This window comes from Salipiger sp. IMCC34102 (assembly GCF_004145405.1).
Lineage (GTDB): Bacteria > Pseudomonadota > Alphaproteobacteria > Rhodobacterales > Rhodobacteraceae > Loktanella.
Map to the genome: position 1 here is coordinate 129612 of NZ_SELQ01000001.1, position 21755 is coordinate 151366.

Here is a 21755-nt window from a genome sequence, read left to right on the forward strand (position 1 = left end):
GCGCCCCCATAGCGGTGCGGCAGCAAAAAGGAAAGCCCCCCGGTGGCTGCGTCAGCCGGCGTGCAACTCGATCCGACCCACGTCCAACTCGGTCAGGCCGCGAAAGAACGCCAACCGTTCGTTGTCGGCGTAGAGTGTGACCCCCTCCGCACAGGTCTGCGTGGAAAGGGCCGGCGGCGTGTCGCCGGTGTAGGACAGCTGGATCCGGTCCTGCGGCTCCAGGTCGTCGATGGTGCCGTCGAAATCCCGCTCGATGTCGAAGAGGTCCGCCCCACCCCCGCCGTTGAGGTTATCCCCCGCGCCGCCGATCAACACGTCGTCACCCGCGCCGCCGTTGAGGTAGTCGAACCCTGCATCGGCGTCGCGGCCATGAAGCACGTCGTCGCCCCAGCCGCCCTGAAGCAGGTCCGCGCCGTCCCCACCAATCAGCAGATCGTCGCCCCAGCCACCTTCGAGCGTATCGGCCCCGCCATCGCCCAGAAGCACATCGTCGCCGTCCCCCGCGATCAACCGGTCGTCTCCCGTCCCGCCGATCAAGGTGTCGTCCCCCATGTAGCCCTTCAACTCGTCGCCCCCCGACCCGCCCAGAACGAGGTTCGGCCTGTCGCGCGGATCGTCGAACGCAGGGCCCGGATCGATGTCGGCGACGCTGTCGTCTCCCCCCGTCGGGGCGTCGGTGTCGGTCTCGTCGGTCCGTGCCGGTTCACCGGTGTTCGCCGGATCGGGCATCTCGTCAGGGTTTGCGGGACTGTCGATATCGGTCACCGCAGCAGGTCCGCTGGTCGGATCGTCCGCCGCGTCAGAAGTTGCCCCCGGTTCGGCATTACCCTCAGCATTGGTCTTGATCGACGCTTGATCCCGAACCTCTGTGCGGGTGTCGGTGACCAGATCGTAGACCGGCTCGCCCAGCACGCCCTCTTCATCCAGCAATCGGTTCAGCCCGTCCGGCGCTGGATCTCCCTCCGGGGAAGGTTCGACGGTGTCGTCGCCCTCGTTCGTCTCGATCATCATCAGCCCGCCCATGGCGGCGCCGAACAATCCCAAAAGCGCCAACATCGCCCCAACCTCGTACGTCAGTCGCCCCCGACCCGGTGTGCGATGGTCTTAACACTCCGTTAGGGATGACCGGAGTGAAAAGTTAAAATCAGGTTAACGCCGCCTCCGAGAGGGAATGATGTCGGCATATTTTGCCAAGCGCGGGGATCGGCTTCACAGCCAGCGCTCCGGCAGCCGGGAATACGCCACGTAGAGTGGATGACGCGGATGGCCGTGCTTGGTCAGGCCAAGCGCATGAAGCGCCGTCCCCGCGTCCTTCAAAAGTGCTCGCACGCGTTGGTCCCGGTCCAGATGCGCGCCATGCACACCCCAGCCTGCAATGACCAGTCCGGACGGCGCGCAGGCCAGGCCCAGCCAATGATCGGCGTCCGGCCCCACCGGATCGGCCGCGGCCTTGAGGTCGCGCGGATAGGTCGCGCGGAAAGCGAAGAGATTGGCGATCCGCAGGCCACCATAGCCCCAGGATCGCGCGCGGGCCTCGCAGCGGGCGATGGTCGGATCGTTCGCCGCTTCCGTCGCGGTAGAGGGGTTCAGCATGACGAAGGTCAATGCAGGCGCGTCGCACCAGTCGCGATACAGGGCATAGCGATAGGTCTCGCAGGCGGAATAGATGGCGGTGGAGCGGGTTCCGTCCGCTGCGGTGTGATGCCGGGTGATTTCAGTCCGCGGCATGGAGCGCGAAAACGCGGGAGGGATGCAGGTCCGCCCCCATCAGCCGGCCGACGGCCACGGCGCGTCCGTCGTGGGCGGCCCAGACCTCGGTGCCGTAGTCGATGCCGCTGGCTATGACCGGGGCGGCATTTCCGTTGCGCAAAGGCGTCAGGGAGCTGGCGGGACAAATCACCTGCGGCAAATCGTGCAGGCCGACCTCCAACGGCTGCAGATGTCCGTCCAGGTCTGGCGTTCGGGCAAGCGCATCGATCCGGTCGAGCGTCAGGCCCTCCTCGGCGCGGAAGGGCCCCGACCAGGTGCGGCGCAACTCGCGCACGTGGGCGTGGCATCCCAGCGCGGCGCCCAGATCGCGCGCGATCGAACGGACGTAGCCGCCCTTGCCGCAGACCAGTTCCAGCGTGACGTGGTCGGCGTCAGGGCGGTCGTCCATCAGCAGGCTTTCCACCCAGAGAGGGCGGGCCGCGATCTCCATCGTCTCGCCGTTGCGGGCGCGCTTGTAGGCGCGTTCGCCGTCGATCTTCACGGCGGAGAATTGCGGCGGAACCTGTTCGATGTCGCCGACGAAGGCGCCCAGTGCCGCCTTGATCTGATCGTCGGTGGGCCGATCGTCCGAGGTCGCGATGACCTCGCCCTCGGCGTCGTCGGTGTTCGTGGCCTGTCCCAGGCGGATGGTGAACGTGTAGCACTTCAGCGCGTCGGTGATGAAGGGCACCGTCTTCGTTGCCTCACCCAGCGCCACGGCCAGCACGCCGGTCGCATCGGGGTCGAGCGTGCCCGCATGGCCCGCCTTGTTGGCGTCCAGCACCCAGCGCACCTTGTTCACGACGGAGGTCGAGGTGATCCCCGCGGGCTTGTCCACGACCAGCCATCCGCTGATGTTGCGGCCCTTCTTGCGACGTGCCATCGGTTGCTCCTGCGATTGGGGCCTGCGGGCTAGCGCGGCCCGCGCGGGGCGTCAATCCGCGACGACACCCACCATCGGTCCCATCGGCAGGCCGAAATCATTGCGGCCCAGCTCGGGCGCGAACATCCGCGACACCCGCCCGTCGAAGTAGAGCGCATCGGGCAGCTCGAGGTAGTCACGGAAGAATCGCGCGAAATGATGGAAGTTCACCGGCTCGTCGGCGATGACGAAGACCGCCCGGGCACCATCGGCGCTGGTGCCCACGCCGTTGCGGATGTTCAGGCTATCGCTGTCCTCGAGGAAGCGGGGGTGCAATTCGCCGTCGATCACCAGCATCGGGCCGGACTGCGAGGCATCGCGGCAGGCGGGCTGCTCCGCCGCGTAGGCGAGCGTCTCGATCACCCGCGCACTGTCGTCGGCCAGGCAAAGCAGGCCGTTGGGCAGAAGGCCGAAGTTCCCTGGCCCGTCGGATGTCACCAGCGGCGCGGTCTCTTCCCCGTCCTCGATGTAGAGCCCCACCGCGCGGCGATCATCGTGGTACATGCCGGCGTTCATCGCGAAAGTCAGCTCATGCGGGATCTGGGCGAACGCCCCCAGGATTTCGCCACTGTCGTCGCGGTGGAACAGGCGCAGATCCTCGCGCGCGGCATCCACCGCACAGGCGGTGAAGGCCGCCCCGTCGAAACGCACCGTCTCGCAGGAGACGGCCCATGCGGGCGTGCCGAGCTGCAGCATCATGGCCGCGAGGGCGCCGCGCATCACTCGTCGTCCCGATCCAGGTCGCGCGCCACGTGTTCGTCGGCGAAGAGCGCACGGGTCGCATCCATCCGGTCGAAGGTGTCGTCGATCTCGAAGCGGATCTCGGGGGCGAACTTGATCGACAGCGCCTTGGAGACCTCGCGCCGGATCTCGTGGCGGGAATTGCGCAAGGCGGTGAGCATCTCCTCCTTCTGGCCGCCGCCCAAGGGGAGCACGTAGGCCGTCGCCACCTTGAGGTCTGGCGAGCAGCGCACCTCGCCCACGGTGATCGACATGCGCGCGAGGTCGGGGTCGTGGATCTCTCCACGCTGGAGGAGTTCCGACAGGCGACGGCGAATCAGTTCGCCGACACGCAATTGCCGCTGGTTCGGACCGGAGGGGGATTTCTTTGCCATGGCCCCCATCTAACCACGCGGGCGGACATTTCCAAGCGAGGGTTTTCGCGCCCCCGCGCGGCGGCTATCACGGGCGCCATCGGACAGGAGATCGCCATGGAAGACACACCCGGAATCGTCGTCACCGGAGCCGCGGGCCGGATGGGCCGGATGCTGATCCGCGCGATCGCCGAGGCGGACGCCTGCCGCCTGGTCGGGGCGCTGGTGCGCGAAGGTCACGACTGGGTCGGGCAGGACGTGGGCACGGCCATGGGCGGCGCGAAGCTGGGCGTCACGGTGACCGACGACGCGCTGGAGGCCTTCGCCCGCGCGCAGGCGGTGATCGACTTCACCACGCCCGCCGCCACGGTGCGCTTCGCGGGACTGGCGGCACAGGCGCGGGCGGTCCACGTGATCGGCACCACCGGCCTGGCCCCGGAGGACATCGCCGCCATCGACCGCGCGGCCCATCACGCGGTGATCGTGCGGGCCGGCAACATGTCGCTCGGCGTGAACCTGCTGACGCAGCTGACGCGCAAGGTCGCCGCCGCCCTGGATGCCGAGTTCGACATCGAGGTGATCGAGGCGCATCACCGCCACAAGGTCGACGCGCCGTCGGGCACCGCCCTCATGTTGGGGGAGGCGGCCGCCGAAGGCCGTGGCGTCGGCCTGGGCGAGGTCCGCGATTCAGGCCGGGACGGGATGACCGGCGCGCGCAAAAGCGGTGCCATCGGATTTCACGCGATCCGCGGCGGGGACATCGTGGGCGATCACGAGGTGCTCTTCGCCGCCGAAGGCGAGCAGATTGCCCTGCGTCACCGCGCCACCGACCGCGGCATCTTCGCCCGCGGCGCGCTGAAGGCCGCCCTTTGGGGGCAGGACAAGGCGCCGGGCCACTACGACATGCTGGACGTGTTGGGGCTTTGACCGACCTCACGCCCTGAGCCATCGCGGCTTGGGCAGCGCTCAGAAGTCGATCGCCAGGCCCTTGTTCTCCCAGTCGCCGTAGCGGACGGGTTCGGGTCCATCGCGGCCACCGCGCTCGGGCGGCAGGTCGAGGGCCTCGCGGTCCTTGCGACGGGCCTCGGCCTCGGCCAAAGCGCGCTGCGCCGCGGGGGGCAGATCGGGGGTCTGGATCTTCGGATCGGTCGGTTCGGTCATCTGGGGGCCTGTCCTTGCCGGGTCACGCCCCTTCATATACGTCGCCTGCGACACCGAACAAGGCAATCGTCATGGACACTTCCGGCCTCGCCCCGCGCCGTGCCGCGCATCACCTGCTGCAACAAGTCACTACCGAAGGCCGCCTGCTGTCGGAACTGATCGGCGGCGGCGCGCTGGATCACCTTGCCCCCGCCGATCGCGCCCGCGCGCAGCGGCTGGCCACCGACACGCTGCGGATGATCGACAGGGCGGATCGCGCGCTGAAACCGCATTTGCGGACCCCACCGCCGCCGCATGTGATGAACGCCCTGCGCCTGGGCACGGTAGAGCTTGGACAAGGCGAGGCGGCCCACGGCGTCGTCAACGCCTGCGTCGAGATCGTTGGCCGCAACCCGCATACCGCCCGCATGAAGGGGCTGACCAATGCCGTGCTGCGCAAGATGGCCGACCGCTCTCCCGGGGGCTGGGACAAGCTGCCCGTTCCGCTGCTGCCGGGCTGGCTGCGCCAACCTCTCGTCGCGGCCTGGGGCCGGGCCGCCGTGCAGGACATGGAAGCGGTGCAGGCGAAAGCCCCGCCGCTGGACCTGACGGCCAAGGGCGATCCGGCCGAGGCGGCACGCGCCACGGGCGGCACCGTTCTGCCCACCGGAACCCTGCGTGTCGCCGACGCGGGCCAGGTCAGCCAGATGCCGGGCTTCGAGGCCGGGGACTGGTGGGTGCAGGACGCCGCCGCGGCGATCCCCGTCAAGCTGCTGGGCGAGGTCTCGGGGCTCACGGCACTGGACCTTTGCGCGGCACCGGGCGGCAAGACGCTGCAACTGGCCGCGGGCGGGGCCGTGGTGACGGCGGTGGACGCCTCCGAGACACGGCTCGCACGGGTCGGCCAGAACCTCGCGCGGACCGGTCTGAAGGCGGAGGTTCTGACGCAGGATGCCTTCGATGTGACCGGCCAATGGGACGTGGTGCTTCTGGACGCGCCCTGTTCCGCCACCGGCACCCTGCGCCGCCACCCCGACCTTCCCTATGCCAAGGACGGCTCCGAGTTCGGCGCGCTCATCGACCAGCAGGCGGCGCTGATCGACCATGCGCTGACCCTGGTCAAACCGTGGGGGCGCTTGCTGTTCTGCACCTGCTCTCTGCTGCCCGACGAAGGCGAGGTGCAGATCGAGGAGGCGTTGGAGCGGCACCCGGACCTGAAGATCGACCGCGCGGCGTTGGACCTGCCCGGGCTGGACCCCGCCTGGATCACCGAGGAAGGCGGCCTGCGCCTGCGTCCCGACTACTGGGCCGACCGGGGCGGGATGGACGGGTTCTATGCCGCGGTGCTGACAAAGCCCGCGTGACAGGATGCCGCGAGGCGGCTAACCTCTCGCGCAATAACAAACGCGTCCCAAGACCGAAGGCAGCAGGTGGATTACACGCCGTCCTGGCGGGCGCGCCGCATGGCGCACCTAAACCGCACCCACGCCCGCCGCGCCGCCCGCGCGCGTGCCGCGACCGGATTCGCAGCCGCGCCGGAGCCGCGGGGAATCGGCCGATTCGCGCGTGGACGGCAGCTCTTGTCCGGCAATTTCCTCTTCGCGGGCGTGCTCACCACCTCGCCCGGGGGATCCGTCTGGGATGCCGAGGGCGATCCCGCGCTGATCGACCCCGACCTGCACGGCTTCGGCTGGCTGGACGACCTGGCCGCGGTCGGTGACGCCAGGGCGCGCCATGCCGCGCGGGACTGGATCGCCCAGTGGATCGAGACTTGCGAAGACGGCTCAGGTCCGGGCTGGACGCCGGAGCTTGCGGGACAGCGCCTGATCCGCTGGATCTCTCACGAAGGCTTCGTGCTGCGCGCGGCGCCGGAGGATTTTCGCGCCACCTATCTGCGCAGCCTGGGCCAGCAGACGCGGTTCTTGTCGAAACGCTGGTCGGCGGCACCGGCGGGGCTGCCACGGATGGAAGCGCTCTGCGGCTTGACCTACGCCAGCCTGATGCTGACCGGGGTGCGCGCCCTGCCGCCGCTCGCCGCCCTCGCAAAAGCCTGCCGCACCGACGTCGGGATGGACGGCAGCCTCACCACCCGCAATCCCGAGGAGCTGCTGACGGTCCTGACCCTGCTGCAATGGGCAATCCGCGCATTGACCGTGACGGACACGGACATCCCGTCCGATCTGACCGATTGCGCCGCCCGCGCGGCCGCGACCCTGCGCAGCTTGCGGCACAGCGACGGCGGGCTCGCGCGATTCCACGGCGGCGGGCGCGGGTTGGACGGCGCGCTGGACACCGCGTTGTCGCAGGCCGGACCGGCGGCCCCCCTGTCGCCCGAACCGCGCATGGGCTACGCGCGGCTCTCGGCGGGGCGCACCAGCGTGATCGCGGATGCCGGCCCTCCGCCGCAGGGAGCCGCGTCGCGCAACGGACATGCCTCGACCCTCGCGTTCGAGCTGACCAGCGGGCGGCGGGCGGTGATCGTCAACTGCGGCTCCGGGGTGACGTTCGGGCCGGACTGGCGCCGCGCGGGGCGGGCTACGCCCAGCCATTCGACCCTGTCGCTGGCGGGCTACTCGTCCTCGCGCCTCGGCCCGCCGGACCCCGCACCGCCGCACCGCGCAGCCCTCGTCGACCCGCCGGAGCGGGTCCAGGCGGTCCTGAGCCGACAACCCGACAGCCTGCGTGCCGAGATGTCCCACGACGGGTTCCGGTCGACCCACGGCCTGACCCATGCCCGCATCCTCGAGATGACGCTCGACGGGCGTGGCCTGATCGGTGAGGATCTGCTGACCACCCTGTCGGACGCCGACAAGGCGCGCTTCGATCGCGCGCAGCAGGCCGAGGATCTGCCCATCGCGATCCGTTTCCACCTGCACCCGGACGTGGACGCCCACGTCGACATGGGCGGGGCCGCGGTGTCGCTGACCTTGAAATCGGGGGAAATCTGGGTGTTCCGCCACGACGGCCATGCGGAGCTTTCGCTCAAACCCTCGGTCTACCTCGAAACCGGGCGATTGAAGCCGCGACCGGCGCAACAGGTGGTTTTATCCGACGCCGCGATGTCCTATGCGACGCGCATCCGCTGGTCCCTGACCAAGGCGCAGGACACGCCCGACGTGATCCGCGACCTCGGTCCGCTCCGGTCGGAGGACGATGACCACGAGGATGCCCCATGACCGACCTTTTCCCCCTGCGCCGCGCGCTGCTGAGCGTCTCCGACAAGACCGGCCTGATCGAGCTGGGCCAGGCCCTGGCCGCCCGCGGGGTCGAGCTGCTCTCGACCGGAGGATCGGCCAAGGCTCTGCGGGACGCAGGCCTCGACGTGCGTGACGTGGCAGAGGTCACCGGCTTCCCCGAGATGATGGACGGCCGCGTGAAGACGCTGCATCCGGTGGTCCACGGCGGGCTTCTGGCCGTGCGCGACAACGACGCCCACGCCGCCGCGATGGAAGAGCATGACATCGGCGGGATCGACCTGCTGGTCGTGAACCTCTACCCCTTCGAGGAGACGGTCGCGAAGGGTGCCGACACCGCCACCTGCATCGAGAACATCGACATCGGCGGCCCCGCCATGATCCGTTCGGCGGCCAAGAACCACGCCTTCGTGACGGTGGTGACGGATGTCACCGACTACGACGCCCTGCTGGCCGAGTTGGAGGCCAACGACGGCCAGACCACGCTCGCCTTCCGCAAGGGCCTCGCCCAGACCGCCTACGGGCGCACGGCGGCCTACGACACCGCCGTCAGCACCTGGATGGCGGGGGCCATCGAGCTGGACACGCCGCGCCGACGCAGCTTTGCGGGCACCCTGCGGCAAGAGTTGCGCTATGGCGAGAACCCGCATCAGTCCGCCAGCTTCTACGCCGATGGCAGCGCCCGCCCCGGCGTCGCCACCGCCGTCCAGCATCAGGGCAAGGAGCTGTCCTACAACAATATAAACGACACCGATGCCGCCTTCGAACTGGTGGCCGAGTTCGACCCCGCGGAAGGCCCTGCGGTGGCGATCATCAAGCACGCCAACCCCTGCGGCGTGGCCCGCGGCGACACGCTGGTGGAGGCCTACCACAAGGCCTTCGACTGCGACCGCACCTCCGCCTTCGGCGGGATCGTCGCGCTCAACATGCCGCTCGACGAGGAAACCGCGAAAGCCATCGCCGAGATCTTCACGGAAGTGGTGATTGCCCCCGGCGCCTCTGACGCGGCCCGCGCCGTCTTCGCCGCCAAGAAAAACCTGCGCCTGCTGACCACGGACGGACTGCCCGATCCGAAAGCGCCCGTGACGACATATCGCCAGGTCGCGGGCGGAATGCTGGTTCAGGACAAGGACACCGGCCACGTCGGCGCGGACGATCTGCGGGTCGTGACCAAAGCGCAACCCACCGAGGCTCAGATGGCAGACCTGCGTTTCGCCTGGACCGTGGCCAAGCACGTGAAATCCAACGCCATCGTCTACGTAAAGGATGGCGCCACCGTCGGCGTCGGCGCGGGCCAGATGAGCCGCCTCGACAGCGCGCTCATCGCCGCGAAAAAGGCCGAGCGCATGGCCGAGGCGATGGACCTAGCCGAGCCTCTGACCAAGGGCAGCGCCGTGGCCTCGGACGCGTTCTTTCCCTTCGCCGACGGTCTGATGGAGGCCGCGGCGGCAGGCGCCACCTGCGTGATCCAGCCCGGCGGGTCGATGCGCGACGACGAGGTCATCGCGGCCGCCGATCAGGCCGGCATCGCGATGGTCTTCACCGGCATGCGCCATTTCAAGCATTAGGAGAGGCGCGATGCGCATCGTATTCTGGGCGGGGTTCTGGACCTTCCTGATCGACCAGGCGACCAAGTATGCCGTGGTGCATTGGATGGGCCTGATGACCCGGCAGGAGATCGACATCCTCCCCCCGTTCATGGTGTTCCAGATGGCGTGGAACCGGGGCGTGAACTTCGGCCTCGGGGCCCAGGCCGACATGCGCTGGTGGCTGGTCGGCGTGGCGCTTGTCATCTCGGGCGTGGTGCTGTTCTGGCTCTGGCGCAGCGGCGGGACCAAGTGGATCCAGATCAGTGCGGGCCTTCTGGTGGGCGGGGCGCTCGGCAACGTGGTGGACCGGATCCTCTACGGGGCGGTCGCGGATTTCATCAACATGAGCTGTTGCGGGATCCGCAATCCCTTCGCCTTCAACGTGGCCGATGTCGCCATTTTCGCGGGCGCGCTGGGACTTGCGTTCCTGCCCAACCCCGCGACCAAGAAGGCCGGGTGACGCAGCCCACGGCTTGCGCTAGACAACCGACGGAAGCAGGAGAACAGGCATGCGGACACGGATTTTGGCACTGGCGGCGATTGCGGCCCTTGCAGGCTGCGGCGGATCGCCCGGATCCGTGGGGCCTGACGAATTCTCGATCGTGCCGAACCAGCCGCTGGTGATCCCGTCCACCAATGCCCTGCCCCCGCCCCGCCCGAACGGAACCAATCCCGCCGATCCCGCACCGCGCAGCATCGCCGCGCGCGCGATGGGCGGCTAACGGTTTGCTTACAACGTTGTAACTTTCGTTGTCCGGGCGGTTCATGCTCTTAGGTATGGGTCAGCATCCCAAACCGACAGGCGACCCATGATCCGAGCTCTTACCGCTGTCCTCATCGCCCTCGCCCCCGTGGCGGTCGCGCAGGAGGCCCCGGACGATGTCACCACCTTCACCCTGGACAACGGGATGGACGTCGTCGTGATCGAGGATCACCGCGCCCCGGTCGTGACCCACATGGTCTGGTATCGCGCCGGCTCCGCGGATGAACCCGTGGGGTCGTCCGGCGTCGCGCATTTCCTCGAACACCTGCTGTTCAAGGCGACGGACAACCTCGACTCCGGCGAGTTCAGCGCCACGGTCGCAGAGAACGGCGGATCGGACAACGCCTTCACAAGCTACGACTACACCGCCTATTTCCAGCGCATCGCCGCCGATCGCCTGCCGCTGATGATGGAGATGGAATCGGACCGGATGGCGAACCTGGCACTCGTCCAGGACGACATCGAAACCGAACGGGGCGTGATCCTCGAAGAGCGCAACCAGAGGACCGAGAACAACCCCGGCGCTCTCGCCCGGGAACAGTTCGTCGCCTCGCTCTACCAGAATCACCGCTACGGCGTGCCGATCATCGGCTGGAAGCACGAGATGGAGACGCTGGACCTCGAAGACGCGCAGGCGTTCTACGACCTTTACTACTCGCCCAACAACGCGATCCTGATCGTGGCCGGCGACGTCGATCCGGACGAGGTCCGCACCCTGGCGGAAACCTACTACGGCCCGATCCCGAACGAGCCCGACCTGCCCGAACGCCTGCGCGCGACCGAGCCGGAGCAGCGCGCGCCGCGCCGGATCACCTACACCGACGCGCGGGTGGCAGAGCCCTACCTGATGCGGCTGTACCTCGCGCCCGAACGCGACAGCGGCGCGCAGGAAGAGGCGGCGGCGCTGACCTTGCTGGCAGAGCTGCTGGGCGGATCGTCCTTCACCTCGGAACTGGGGCGGGCGCTGCAGTTCGAGGACCAGATCGCGACCTACGCCGGGGCGGGCTACAGCGGAACCAGCCTTGATTCGACGACCTTCGGACTGTCGGTCGTACCCGCCGACGGCGTGACCCTGTCGGAGGCGGAAGCGGCGATGGACGGTGTGATTGCCCGGTTCATGGAAGAGCCCATCGACGAGGCCGCGCTCGAGCGGATCAAGTCGAACCTGCGCGCCTCGGAGATCTACGAGCAGGACAGCGTGGTGTCGCGCGCGCAGAAATACGGCCGTGCCCTGACGCAGGGCCTGACTGTCGACGACGTGGCCGCCTGGCCCGACATCGTGCAATCCGTCACAGAGGAGGACATCAAGGCCGCCGCCGCCCGCGTGCTGGACCTTGACCAGTCCGTGACCGGCTGGGTCGTAGGCAAGGAGGAGCAAGCTCAATGATCCGTTACGTTCTCGCCTTTTGCGCGACCATCGCAGGCACCACCGCCTTTGCGGCCGTCGACATCCAGGAAGTGACCTCCGACGGGGGCATCACCGCCTGGCTGGTCGAGGATCACAACATTCCCTTCACGGCCCTCGAAATCCGCATCCGCGGCGGCGCATCGCTGGACGAGGAGGGCAAGCGCGGCGCCACCAACCTGATGATGGGCCTTCTCGAAGAGGGTGCGGGCGAGATGGACGCGCAGGCCTTCCAGACACGACGCGAAGAACTTTCCGCCTCCTACGGGTTCGACACCGGCGACGACATGATCAGTGTCTCGGCCCAGTTCCTGACCGAGAACCGCGACGAGGCCGTTGATCTTCTGAGACTGGCGCTCGTGGAACCCCGGTTCGACGAGACCGCGGTTGAGAGGGTGCGTGCGCAGGTGCTGGCCGGGATCTCCCGCGCCGAGAAATCGCCCAACGAAATCGCGAGCGAGGCATTCTTCGCATCCGCCTTCCCGGACGATCCCTACGGCACACCCTTGCGGGGCACGACCGACAGCGTCACCGCCCTGTCGCGCGCGGATATCGTGACAGCCTGGCAGAACGCCCTGGTGCAGGACCGTATTTACGTGGGCGCCGTGGGCGACATCACCCCCGAGGCGCTTGGCGATGTGCTCGACCGCCTTCTCGGGGACCTGCCGCAAAGCGGACCGCCCCTGCCGGGTCCCGTGGACGTGCAGATCGACGGCGGTATCTCGGTCGTAGATTTTCCCACCCCGCAGTCCGTGGCCCTCTTCGGCCATGAAGGGATGGACCGGGACGATCCCGATTACTTTGCCGCCACGATCCTGAACGAGGCGCTTGGCGCCGGCGGGTTCGAATCGCGCCTTATGGACGAGGTGCGCGAGAAGCGCGGGCTGACCTACGGCGTCTCCACCTACCTTGTGCCCAAGGATCGCGCGGCGCTGGTGCTGGGGTCCGTGGCGTCCGCCAACGGGTCCATCGCGGAAGCCGTCGACGTCATCCGCGACGAATGGGCCCGCATCGCCGAGGAGGGCATGACGCAGGAAGAACTCGACCGTGTGAAGCTGTTTCTGACCGGGGCCTATCCCTTGCGGTTCGACGGCAACGCCAACATCGCCAGCATCCTGGTGGGCATGCAGATGATCGATCTGCCGCGCGATTACGTGGCCAACCGCAACGATTACATCGAAGCCGTGACGCTGGACGACGTGAACCGCGTGGCAGCCGAGCTTTACAACCCCGAAGCGCTCCGGTTCACCGTCGTGGGAACTCCCGAAGGCCTGGCTGAGACCCCCTAGGTCGCAGGACCTCGCATCTTAACCTTTCACGAGGATTTTGGTGCGAGGTACCGGTCATGCCGGTGGACCCTCCCCTTCGCGGCGCCTTGCGTGCAAGGCGCCGTTCCCGCGAAACGAGGCCGGGATACGACCGGTTGCTGCGGTTCGATCCCATGGTCCAGCGCAACTACGACGCTGTGTTCGGCCCGGCGCGACTGCGTGATCTGACCCGTTCGATCATCGTCGGACTGATCCTGTACAACGGCTTCTTCTTCACGTCGTTCCTGCTGACGCCGGACCTGGCCTACGTCAGTTTCATCCTGCGGATCATCGTCGTGACGCTGCCGTCGCAGGGTCTGATCCTCTTGTTGCGCCGCGTCTCTCCCGGCACCCGGGAATGGCTGATCCTGGCCGGTATGGTGAACGCGCATTTCGCGATGGTCCTGACCGTCTGGATCTCCGACTCGCCGCTGGCGGGGTATGCCTTCGCCGAATTGAACCTGATCCTGGTCTTCGGTGCCTTCACCTTGGGTCTTCGATTGCTTCAGTCGATCCTGTTCCTGACGTCCTGCACCGCCGTGACGCTTTTGCTGATCGGCCGGATCGACACCTTTCCGGACAGCCTGCGCGCGGCCCTCTGGCTGCAATCCGTGACGGCCTACGTCTTCTGCCTCTACGGCAGCCTGCAGATCGAGCGCCGACGCTGCACGAACTTCATGGAAGCCTTCCGCGCGAGCGAACGCGCGAGCACCGCAGAGGAAACGAGCCAGGAACTGCAGGAACTGTCGCGAACCGATCCGCTGACGGGCCTTGCGAACCGACGCGCGCTCGAACTGGAGGTTGCGACCTGGTTCGACGATCCGGCCCCGATCGCGTTGGCCATGATCGATATCGACCACTTCAAGCTCTACAACGATTCGCTCGGCCATCCGGAGGGGGACGATTGCCTTCGCCGGGTGTCGGCTGCGCTGCGCGACGCGCTTGGCGATTTCGACACGTCCCTTCCGGCCCGAATCGGAGGGGAGGAGTTCGCCATCGCCCTCAAAGGCAGTGCCACGCAGGATGCCGACGCTTTGGCGGAACGTGTGCGACATGCGATCGAGACCCTCGCCTTGCCGCATCCGGGCCGCTTGGACGGCCTGAAGATCGTGACGATCAGCGTCGGCGTGGCACGCCCGTCGCCGGGGACAAAGACGTCCCTGTCCGATGTATTGAGACGGGCGGACGCGGCTCTTTACGCGGCCAAACGCAGGGGCCGGAACACGGTCTGCATCGAAAGCCGCGGGATCAGGGCCGCCTGACGGCGGCCCCGGGACGACGCGTCACCCCTTCTTGAGCACTTCGCGGCCGAGCAGTTCCGCAATCTGCACCGCGTTCAGGGCAGCCCCCTTGCGCAGGTTGTCCGAGACGCACCACAGGTTCAGGCCGTTCTCGATCGTGCTGTCCTGCCGGATGCGGCTGATGAAGGTAGCGAAATCGCCCACGCATTCGACCGGCGTGACGTAGCCGCCGTCCTCGCGCTTGTCGATCACCATGATGCCGGGTGCCTCGCGCAGGATGTCGCGGGCCTCGTCCTCGTCGAGGAAATCCTCGAACTCGATGTTGATCGCCTCCGAGTGGCCGACGAAGACCGGGACCCGGACGCAGGTCGCAGTCACCTTGATCGAGGTGTCCACGATCTTCTTGGTCTCGGCGACCATCTTCCACTCTTCCTTGGTGGACCCGTCGTCCATGAAGACGTCGATATGCGGGATCACGTTGAAGGCGATCTGCTTGGTGAACTTGTCGGCGGGCGTGTTGTCGGTGGGGTTGTAGACCGCCTTGGTCTCGTCCCAGAGCGCGTCCATACCGTCCTTGCCCGCGCCGGACACCGATTGATAGGTGCTGACCACGACCCGCTTGATGCGCGCCCGGTCGTGCAGCGGCTTGAGCGCCACCACCATCTGCGCGGTCGAGCAGTTGGGGTTCGCGATGATCATCTTGTTCTTATAGTCGTGGATCGCCTCGGGGTTCACCTCCGGCACGATCAGCGGGATCTGGCTGTCGTAGCGGTAGAGCGACGAGTTGTCGATCACGACGCACCCGGCCTTCGCGGCCTTGGGGGCATATGTCTTCGTGGCCTCCGACCCCACGGCGAAGAGCGCCATGTCCCAGCCGGCGAAATCGAAGGTGTCGAGGTCCTTGGTCTTGAGCGTCCGGTCACCGAAGCTGACCTCGGTCCCCAGCGATTTGCGGCTGGCGAGGGCTGCGATCTCGTCCACGGGGAAGGCCCGTTCGGCGAGGATGTTCAGCATTTCGTGGCCCACGTTGCCCGTGGCCCCGACGACGGCAATTCTGTAACCCATGTGACGCTCCTTCACTGTCGCGCGCCTGTTACGCGGATCAGCGCCGAAGGGAAAGGGCGGATGGGGCTCCGCCCCCGCGCGCGCCGCGACCCTTTGGGATATTTCCGGCCAGAAGAAGGTCGCCGATCGTGTCGCACCGTTGGCGTGGGAACAAATGGCGCGCAAGGGCGATTGAGGTGCGACGCTCAGCGAGGAGGCACATCATGTCATCGAAATCGAAAGACGAGATCTGGGACGAATGGGGCGACCTGGTCAACATGGCCCCCAAGGAGCTGGAAGACTGGCTGGAGACCGACGAATCGAAGGAGGTCGGGGACAGCGACAGCGGCGAGTCGACCGGTCACAAGTCGGGCCGCCGAATCGTGGAGATCAAGCGCACCAACAAGGACGATCTGACCGACGACCAGTGGGATCACATGGCGAAGGTCGTGGGATACATCAAACGCCACAAGTCCCAGGGCGGACCGGATGATGACGTCGAACATTCCGACTGGCGCTACAGCTTGATGAACTGGGGCCACGACCCGATGAAGGACTGAGCCGCCCCTGGCCCGGGTCGCGCGGAAACAATGTGTTCACGCGAATTGCGTTGTTCGTTTTTTGTCAGGGGGTTACTACCTGCTTAACCTGCACCGGAGAACGCCGTGTTGAGCCTGCTCGCGCTTATGCTGCCCATAGCCTTGGTCGGTTTCGTCATGACCGAGCGCGACGACGACGAGGATCTCGACGAACAGTTGCCGGATGATCAGGGCCCGCACACGGGCACAGGCGATCTTCTGGACGAGATCGACCGGATGCAACTGCCCACCGCATCCGGCGAGGAACCGCGCGAGGATCTTGGGGCGGCTGACGATCGCCGCCTCACCCTTGGCACCGGTGAGGATGAAAGCGCCATCGGCGAGGGGGACGATGCTGCCCTCTTCGCCGATGAACGTGACGATTTCGCTGCTGGCGACTTCGGGGACGAGGCAGACTCTCGCGGCTTAGGAACTGATAAGATCGATCCGGCCTATCGCGCCGAAGGTGAGGGTCCGACCGCGAACGCCGGCGATACCGTCACAGGCGAACCCGAGATGAACCCTTTCGAGGTCGCGAGTGCCGTGTCCGATGACGCGCCGGTCGTCATCACCGACTACGAACCGGGCGAGGTCCTTGCCGTCGAACTGGGCGATGCAGCCCCCGAGGACGTGACGACCGTGCAGTCGGACAACGGCGAGGAAGTCGAGATCCGCTTCAAGGACGAGGTGATCGCCCAGATCCAGGGCATTACCGATCCCGAGGATGTGAGCATCGTCTTCATGTCTGACTTCGACGAACCCTGAAAGGTCGCTTCATGCGTGGGTCCGGCAGGGGCCGGATCGTTCACGCCAAAGGATCAGACCGCGGCCTTGCGGCTTTCGTCGATGTAGATCTCCCGCAGGCGCTTCGCGACCGGGCCGGGGGTGCCTTCACCCACCGCTTCCCCGTCGATCTCGACCACCGGCATGACGAAGGTGCTGGCCGAGGTGATGAACGCCTCGTCCGCTTCCTGCGCTTCGGCAATGGTGAAGCTGCGTTCCTCGACCTTCATCTGCGCCTCGCGGGCGAAACGCAGCACCGCGGCACGGGTGATGCCGTGCAGGATCTCGTGGCCAAGGTGCCGGGTGACGATGGTGTTGCCCTTCACGATGTAGGCGTTGTTCGATGTGCCTTCGGTGACATGGCCGTCCTCCACCATCCAGGCGTCGTCGGCACCGGCGGCCTTGGCCATCATCTTGCCCATGCTGGGGTACAGCAGCTGCACCGTCTTGATGTCGCGCCGGCCCCACCGCTGATCCTCGATGCTGATGATCTTCATGCCGGTCTGCGCCATCGGGCTGTCGGCCATGCCGGGCTTCGATTGCGTGAAGAGCACGACGGTCGGCGCGGTCTCCTCGGGCGGAAAGGCGAAATCGCGGTCGCCCGGATTGCCACGCGTGACCTGCAGATAGATCATGCCGTCCGTGATCTCGTTGCGGCGTATCAGCTCGCGGTGCACCTCCAGAAGGTCGTCCTTGGAGGATGGATGCTTCATCTGCAGCTCATCCAGCGAACGCTGCAAACGGACCGCATGACCGTCGAAGTCGATCAGCTTGCCGTCCAGCACGGAGGTCACCTCGTAGACCCCGTCGGACATCAGGAACCCACGGTCGAAGATCGACACGGTCGCTTCGGTCTCCGGCAGGTAGGATCCGTTCACGTAGACGGTGCGCATCGGCTATCCCCAAAGTTCGGGCCGGGGGGGATGCACCCCGGCGGTGTCGTATCGCAGCGGATGCGGCCGGTCTTCCGCCAGAAGCAGCGGGCCGTCAAGGTCGGTGAAGGCAACGTCCTGCGCCAGCAGCGTCGCGGGGGCCATGGCCAGCGACGATCCGACCATGCAGCCGACCATGACCTGGAAGCCCATGGCCTGCGCCTGCGCCTTCAGGGCCAGCGCCTCGGTCAGGCCGCCGGTCTTGTCGAGCTTGATGTTGATCATGTCGTACTTGCCCGTCAGCGCCGGGAGCGACGCGCGGTCGTGACAGGATTCGTCGGCACAGACCGGCAAGGGCCGGGCGATTTCGGAAAGCAAATCGTCTTCGCCTGCGGGCAGGGGCTGCTCGACCATGGCCACGCCCAGCCGCAACAGGTGCGGGGCAAGCTCGGCATAGACCTCCGCCGTCCAGCCTTCGTTGGCATCCACGATGATCGTCGGATCGGGTGCGCCGCGCCGCACCGCCTCGAGCCTGGCCATGTCGTCGGGGGTCCCCAGCTTGATCTTCAGCAGGGGGCGATGGGCATTTTCCATCGCCTGACGCTCCATCGCCTCAGGCGTATCGAGCGACAGCGTGAAGGCTGTCACCGACGGTCCCGGCGCGGACTGGCCGATCAGGTCCCAGACCCGCTTGCCTGCGGCCTTTGCCTCGGCGTCCCAAAACGCGCAATCGACCGCGTTGCGCGCCGCGCCCGCCGGAAGGGCCTCCTGCAAGCTCTCGCGCGTGATTCCCGCGTCCAGCCCTTCGATCTGCGCCGTGACGCTGTCCAGGGTCTCGTCGTAGCGCGCGTAGGGCACGCATTCCCCCCAGCCCCCGCCTGCGCGCACGGTCAGCACCTGCGCCTCGCTCCGCGACCCGCGAGAGATGGTGAAGACCTGCGCCAGCCGAAAGGTATCTCGCCTTACCTCAAGCGACATGACGGGTTTCATCTGGCAAGGTAAACTCCCGCCGGAGGCATGGGGTTCGCGCAGCGAACCGCATCAGATCGCCTCCAGCGCGTCGACGAGCCGCCCGGCCCCGTGGCGATAGGGGTCGACCGCGGGCAGGCCCATGCGATCCTCGATCTCGCGCAGGCAGGCCTCGGCTTCGGCGTCGTCCAGCGCCTTGGTGTTGACCGACACCCCGATGACCTGCGCCCTGGGGTTGGCGATCCGGGCGAGCGGCAAGGCCATGTCGCGCAGGTCTTCGAGCTTGGGGATCGGGTAATCGGGCAACCCGCGCATGTGGGTCCGCGTCGGCTCGTGGGCCAGCACCAGCGCATCGGGCTGGCCGCCGTGGATCAGGGCCAGGGTGACGCCGGAATAGCTCACGTGAAAGAGGCTCCCCTGCCCTTCGATATGATCCCAGTGATCGGGATCGTTATCGGGGGTGAGGTATTCCACCGATCCGGCCATGAAATCCGCGATGACGGCATCGAGCGGCACGCCCCGCCCGGTGATCAGGATGCCTGTCTGACCCGTGGGGCGGAAGGTCGACTTCATCCCGCGCTTCTGCATTTCGGCATCCATGGCAAGGCCTGTGTACATCTTGCCCACGGAGCAATCCGTGCCGATGGCAAGGCAGCGCTTGCCGGTGCGCTTGACGCCGGTGGCGATTGGATAGGCAACCGTGGGGATGCGGACGTCGTGCAGGGTCTGGCCATGGACGCGGGCTGCGGATTGCAGGGCGTTCTCGTTGCGCAGCAGGGTGTGCAGACCGCTCGCGATGTCGAAACCCGCCTCTATCGCCGCGACGAGCACTTCCTTCCAGGCGTCCGAAATAACGCCACCGCGGTTCGCCACCCCGATGACCAGCGTCCCGGCGCCCGCTGCGCTTGCCTCTTCCAGGGTCATGTCTGGCAGGCCCACGTCGGCCTTGCAGCCCTCCATCCGGAACTGGCCTACGGCGGCATCGGGGTTCCAGTCGCGGATCCCCTGCGCCACCTTCGCGGCCAGGTTGTCGGGGGCATCACCGAGGAACAGCAAGTAAGGGGTCTGGATCATGGGTCACCTGTCTTGATTGCCGCGATCCTGACACGGGTCGCGGACGGGGGAAACGAAAAAACCCGGGCGCTGCTGAAGCGCCCGGGTCGGGTTGCAAAGGCCGGGGAGGAGGATCAGCCCTTGGCAAACTCCGGGTAGGCTTCCATGCCCAGCTCGGAGACGTCGAGACCCGCGATCTCTGCCTCTTCGCTGACGCGGATGCCCACGGTCGCCTTCAGGATCAGCCAGACCACGAGGCTCACGACGAAGACGAAGATGCCGATGGCCGCGAAACCAATGAACTGGGTGACGAAGCTGGTGTCCGGCGAGTTGAACGGCACCACCATCGTGCCCCAGAAGCCTGCGACCAAGTGGACCGGGATCGCGCCGACGACGTCGTCGATCTTCATCTTGTCGAGGATCGGCACGACGACCACGACGATGATACCGCCGATGGCACCGATCAGAAGCGAGCCGAAAAGCGACGGATCGAGCGGGCCCGCGGTGATCGATACCAGGCCGGCCAGCGCACCGTTCAGAACCATCGTGAGGTCGGGCTTGCGGTAGAGGATCTGCGTCAGGATCAGCGCCGCAACCGCACCGGCGGACGCCGCCATGTTGGTGTTGGCGAAGATCCGGCCCACGTCGGTGATATCGCCCACGGTGCCGGCCGCCAGCTGGGAGCCGCCGTTGAAGCCGAACCAGCCCAGCCACAGGATGAACGTGCCCAGCGTGGCGAGTGCGAGGTTGCTGCCCGGCATCGGGATGATGCGACCTTCACGGTACTTGCCGATCCGGCTGCCCAGGACGAGCGCACCGGCCAGGGCCGCGAAGCCACCCGCGGCATGCACCAGCGTGGAGCCCGCGAAGTCGTAGAAGCCCATCTCGGACAGCCAGCCGCCACCCCACTGCCAGGACGCCTCGATCGGGTAGATGAAGCCCGTGAGCACGACGACGAAGATCAGGAACGGCCACAGCTTGATGCGCTCGGCCAGGGTGCCAGAGACGATCGACGCGGTGGTGGCACAGAACATCAGCTGGAAGAAGAAGTCGGAGGCGACGGAGGCGTAGTCAAGCGAGGCATCCGCCGCCGCAAGGCCCACGGGCTCCAGCGAAGTGATGTCGAAGAAACCGCCGAGCCAGCCCGAGATCACCCAGTCGGCCGGGTACATCAGGTTGAAGCCGACGAGCCAGTACATGATCCCCGCGATCGAGAAGAGCGCGATGTTCTTGGTCAGCTGCGTGGTCACGTTCTTGGACCGCACGAGGCCCGCTTCGAGCATCGCGAAGCCCGCCGCCATCCACATGACCAGGAAGCCCCCGATCAGGAACAGCAGGGTCGTCATGATGTAGGGGCCGATCTCGTCGAAGGTCGGTGCCACGGCGGCCTCCTCGGCCACCTCCTGCGCGAAGGCGAGGCCGGGCAGCAGCGCGAGTGCCGCTCCGGCCCAGAGGGGTTTGTTGAGGTTCATAGTCATCTCTCCTTGGCGCTTCTTACAGGGCGTCGTCGTTCAGCTCGCCCGTGCGCACGCGCAAGGCGGACTCCACGTCGAGGGTGAAAATCTTGCCGTCGCCGATCTTGTCGGTCTTGGCGGTGGTGGCGATCGTCTCGACCACCTGCTCGGCCATGCCGGCGGGCACCACGATCTCGAGCTTGACCTTGGGCACGAAATTCACGGCGTATTCGGCCCCGCGGTAGATTTCGGTGTGGCCGGATTGAGAGCCGAAGCCCTTGATCTCCGAGACCATCATGCCTCGCACGCCGATGGTGGTCAGCGCCTCGCGGACCTCCTCCAGCTTGAACGGCTTGATCGTTGCGATGATGAGTTTCACGTGATCGTCCTCGTCTCCTAGGGGGTGCGGGACCGGGGCCACCGCGCAAAGATGGGCCGATCAAGGACCGTTGCGCTTGCGTATTGGAAGGTTCCGTTAATATGCTGCGTTGCAGAAAGACCCGAACCGCCATAGTTTTTGCACAAAATTGCATCTTTGATTATTATTTGGGCATAACGTGAAGGTGCACTTCGGCGAGACATCGCCGAGGTCGCGGGT

23 protein-coding genes are annotated in these 21755 nt (G+C 66.8%); 11 read left to right on the forward strand and 12 right to left on the reverse strand.

What is annotated here, in order from left to right:
• Nucleotides 1-51: 51 nt before the first annotated feature.
• The 5 genes from EU805_RS17880 to rbfA form a co-directional block, all read right to left on the reverse strand.
• Complete coding sequence (locus tag EU805_RS17880; RefSeq protein ID WP_207208046.1) at nucleotides 52-1056, reverse strand: calcium-binding protein; 1005 nt, start codon at nucleotides 1054-1056, stop codon at nucleotides 52-54.
• A 153-nt stretch (nucleotides 1057-1209) separates the two neighbouring features.
• A complete protein-coding gene (locus EU805_RS00660) occupies nucleotides 1210-1728 on the reverse strand; it encodes a DUF1643 domain-containing protein (RefSeq protein WP_129762015.1) in 519 nt (172 codons plus the stop codon).
• Nucleotides 1715-2632 (reverse strand): tRNA pseudouridine(55) synthase TruB, encoded by a 918-nt coding sequence (truB, locus tag EU805_RS00665; RefSeq protein WP_129762016.1) that lies wholly within the window; start codon nucleotides 2630-2632, stop codon nucleotides 1715-1717. Before truB ends, EU805_RS00660 begins: the two co-directional genes overlap by 14 nt.
• Before the next feature lie 51 nt (nucleotides 2633-2683).
• Nucleotides 2684-3391: a phosphodiester glycosidase family protein gene (locus tag EU805_RS00670; protein ID WP_129762017.1), complete on the reverse strand. Its 708-nt coding sequence runs from the start codon at nucleotides 3389-3391 to the stop codon at nucleotides 2684-2686.
• Nucleotides 3391-3795, reverse strand: coding sequence for a 30S ribosome-binding factor RbfA (gene rbfA / locus EU805_RS00675; protein ID WP_129762018.1), 405 nt, complete (start codon nucleotides 3793-3795; stop codon nucleotides 3391-3393). The genes EU805_RS00670 and rbfA overlap by 1 nt, the downstream gene beginning before the upstream one ends.
• 87 nt (nucleotides 3796-3882) lie before the next feature.
• Between rbfA and dapB the strand changes: the two genes are divergently transcribed.
• Nucleotides 3883-4692, forward strand: a complete 810-nt coding sequence (gene dapB, locus EU805_RS00680; protein ID WP_129762019.1) for a 4-hydroxy-tetrahydrodipicolinate reductase — start codon at nucleotides 3883-3885, stop codon at nucleotides 4690-4692.
• A gap of 39 nt (nucleotides 4693-4731) precedes the next feature.
• Here dapB and EU805_RS00685 read toward each other — a convergent pair whose 3' ends face one another.
• A complete protein-coding gene (locus tag EU805_RS00685) occupies nucleotides 4732-4926 on the reverse strand; it encodes a DUF1674 domain-containing protein (RefSeq protein WP_129762020.1) in 195 nt (64 codons plus the stop codon).
• A gap of 71 nt (nucleotides 4927-4997) precedes the next feature.
• Between EU805_RS00685 and EU805_RS00690 the strand changes: the two genes are divergently transcribed.
• The 8 genes from EU805_RS00690 (at nucleotide 4998) to EU805_RS00725 (ending at nucleotide 14425) form a co-directional block, all read left to right on the forward strand.
• Nucleotides 4998-6269, forward strand: a complete 1272-nt coding sequence (locus EU805_RS00690; RefSeq protein ID WP_129762021.1) for an RsmB/NOP family class I SAM-dependent RNA methyltransferase — start codon at nucleotides 4998-5000, stop codon at nucleotides 6267-6269.
• Nucleotides 6270-6368: 99 nt separating this feature from the next.
• Nucleotides 6369-8081, forward strand: a complete 1713-nt coding sequence (locus EU805_RS00695) for a heparinase II/III family protein (RefSeq protein ID WP_129762022.1) — start codon at nucleotides 6369-6371, stop codon at nucleotides 8079-8081.
• The gene (gene purH, locus EU805_RS00700; protein ID WP_129762023.1) at nucleotides 8078-9667 is read left to right on the forward strand and encodes a bifunctional phosphoribosylaminoimidazolecarboxamide formyltransferase/IMP cyclohydrolase; all 1590 of its coding nucleotides are present in this window, start codon (nucleotides 8078-8080) and stop codon (nucleotides 9665-9667) included. The genes EU805_RS00695 and purH overlap by 4 nt, the downstream gene beginning before the upstream one ends.
• Before the next feature lie 10 nt (nucleotides 9668-9677).
• Entirely contained in the window at nucleotides 9678-10148 is a 471-nt protein-coding gene (gene lspA / locus EU805_RS00705; protein WP_129762024.1) for a signal peptidase II, read from the forward strand.
• Nucleotides 10149-10197: 49 nt separating this feature from the next.
• Nucleotides 10198-10410 carry a DUF3035 domain-containing protein gene (locus EU805_RS00710; protein ID WP_129762025.1) on the forward strand — a complete coding sequence of 71 codons (213 nt, stop codon included), beginning with the start codon at nucleotides 10198-10200 and terminating at the stop codon, nucleotides 10408-10410.
• Between the two features lie 87 nt (nucleotides 10411-10497).
• Nucleotides 10498-11838, forward strand: a complete 1341-nt coding sequence (locus EU805_RS00715) for a pitrilysin family protein (protein ID WP_129762026.1) — start codon at nucleotides 10498-10500, stop codon at nucleotides 11836-11838.
• Nucleotides 11835-13145, forward strand: coding sequence for a pitrilysin family protein (locus EU805_RS00720; protein ID WP_129762027.1), 1311 nt, complete (start codon nucleotides 11835-11837; stop codon nucleotides 13143-13145). The genes EU805_RS00715 and EU805_RS00720 overlap by 4 nt, the downstream gene beginning before the upstream one ends.
• Nucleotides 13146-13297: 152 nt before the next feature.
• The gene (locus EU805_RS00725; RefSeq protein ID WP_129762028.1) at nucleotides 13298-14425 is read left to right on the forward strand and encodes a GGDEF domain-containing protein; all 1128 of its coding nucleotides are present in this window, start codon (nucleotides 13298-13300) and stop codon (nucleotides 14423-14425) included.
• A 21-nt stretch (nucleotides 14426-14446) separates the two neighbouring features.
• On the opposite strand, the gene EU805_RS00730 is transcribed toward EU805_RS00725, so the two are convergent.
• On the reverse strand, nucleotides 14447-15469 hold the full coding sequence (locus EU805_RS00730; RefSeq protein WP_129762029.1) for an aspartate-semialdehyde dehydrogenase: 1023 nt from the start codon (nucleotides 15467-15469) through the stop codon (nucleotides 14447-14449).
• Between the two features lie 203 nt (nucleotides 15470-15672).
• Between EU805_RS00730 and EU805_RS00735 the strand changes: the two genes are divergently transcribed.
• Both EU805_RS00735 and EU805_RS00740 read left to right on the forward strand, forming a co-directional pair.
• Complete coding sequence (locus EU805_RS00735) at nucleotides 15673-16008, forward strand: DUF3140 domain-containing protein (RefSeq protein ID WP_129762030.1); 336 nt, start codon at nucleotides 15673-15675, stop codon at nucleotides 16006-16008.
• Between the two features lie 105 nt (nucleotides 16009-16113).
• Nucleotides 16114-16791 carry a hypothetical protein gene (locus tag EU805_RS00740; RefSeq protein ID WP_129762031.1) on the forward strand — a complete coding sequence of 226 codons (678 nt, stop codon included), beginning with the start codon at nucleotides 16114-16116 and terminating at the stop codon, nucleotides 16789-16791.
• 53 nt (nucleotides 16792-16844) lie between these two features.
• On the opposite strand, the gene EU805_RS00745 is transcribed toward EU805_RS00740, so the two are convergent.
• The 5 genes from EU805_RS00745 to EU805_RS00765 form a co-directional block, all read right to left on the reverse strand.
• Nucleotides 16845-17702, reverse strand: a complete 858-nt coding sequence (locus EU805_RS00745; RefSeq protein ID WP_129762032.1) for a D-amino-acid transaminase — start codon at nucleotides 17700-17702, stop codon at nucleotides 16845-16847.
• Nucleotides 17703-17705: 3 nt separating this feature from the next.
• Nucleotides 17706-18659: an N-acetyl-D-Glu racemase DgcA gene (gene dgcA / locus EU805_RS00750; protein ID WP_129762033.1), complete on the reverse strand. Its 954-nt coding sequence runs from the start codon at nucleotides 18657-18659 to the stop codon at nucleotides 17706-17708.
• Between the two features lie 63 nt (nucleotides 18660-18722).
• Nucleotides 18723-19724: an N-acetyltransferase DgcN gene (gene dgcN / locus EU805_RS00755; protein ID WP_129762034.1), complete on the reverse strand. Its 1002-nt coding sequence runs from the start codon at nucleotides 19722-19724 to the stop codon at nucleotides 18723-18725.
• A 113-nt stretch (nucleotides 19725-19837) separates the two neighbouring features.
• Entirely contained in the window at nucleotides 19838-21175 is a 1338-nt protein-coding gene (gene amt, locus EU805_RS00760; RefSeq protein WP_129762035.1) for an ammonium transporter, read from the reverse strand.
• A gap of 22 nt (nucleotides 21176-21197) precedes the next feature.
• Nucleotides 21198-21536, reverse strand: coding sequence for a P-II family nitrogen regulator (locus EU805_RS00765; RefSeq protein ID WP_129762036.1), 339 nt, complete (start codon nucleotides 21534-21536; stop codon nucleotides 21198-21200).
• Nucleotides 21537-21755 lie beyond the last annotated feature (219 nt).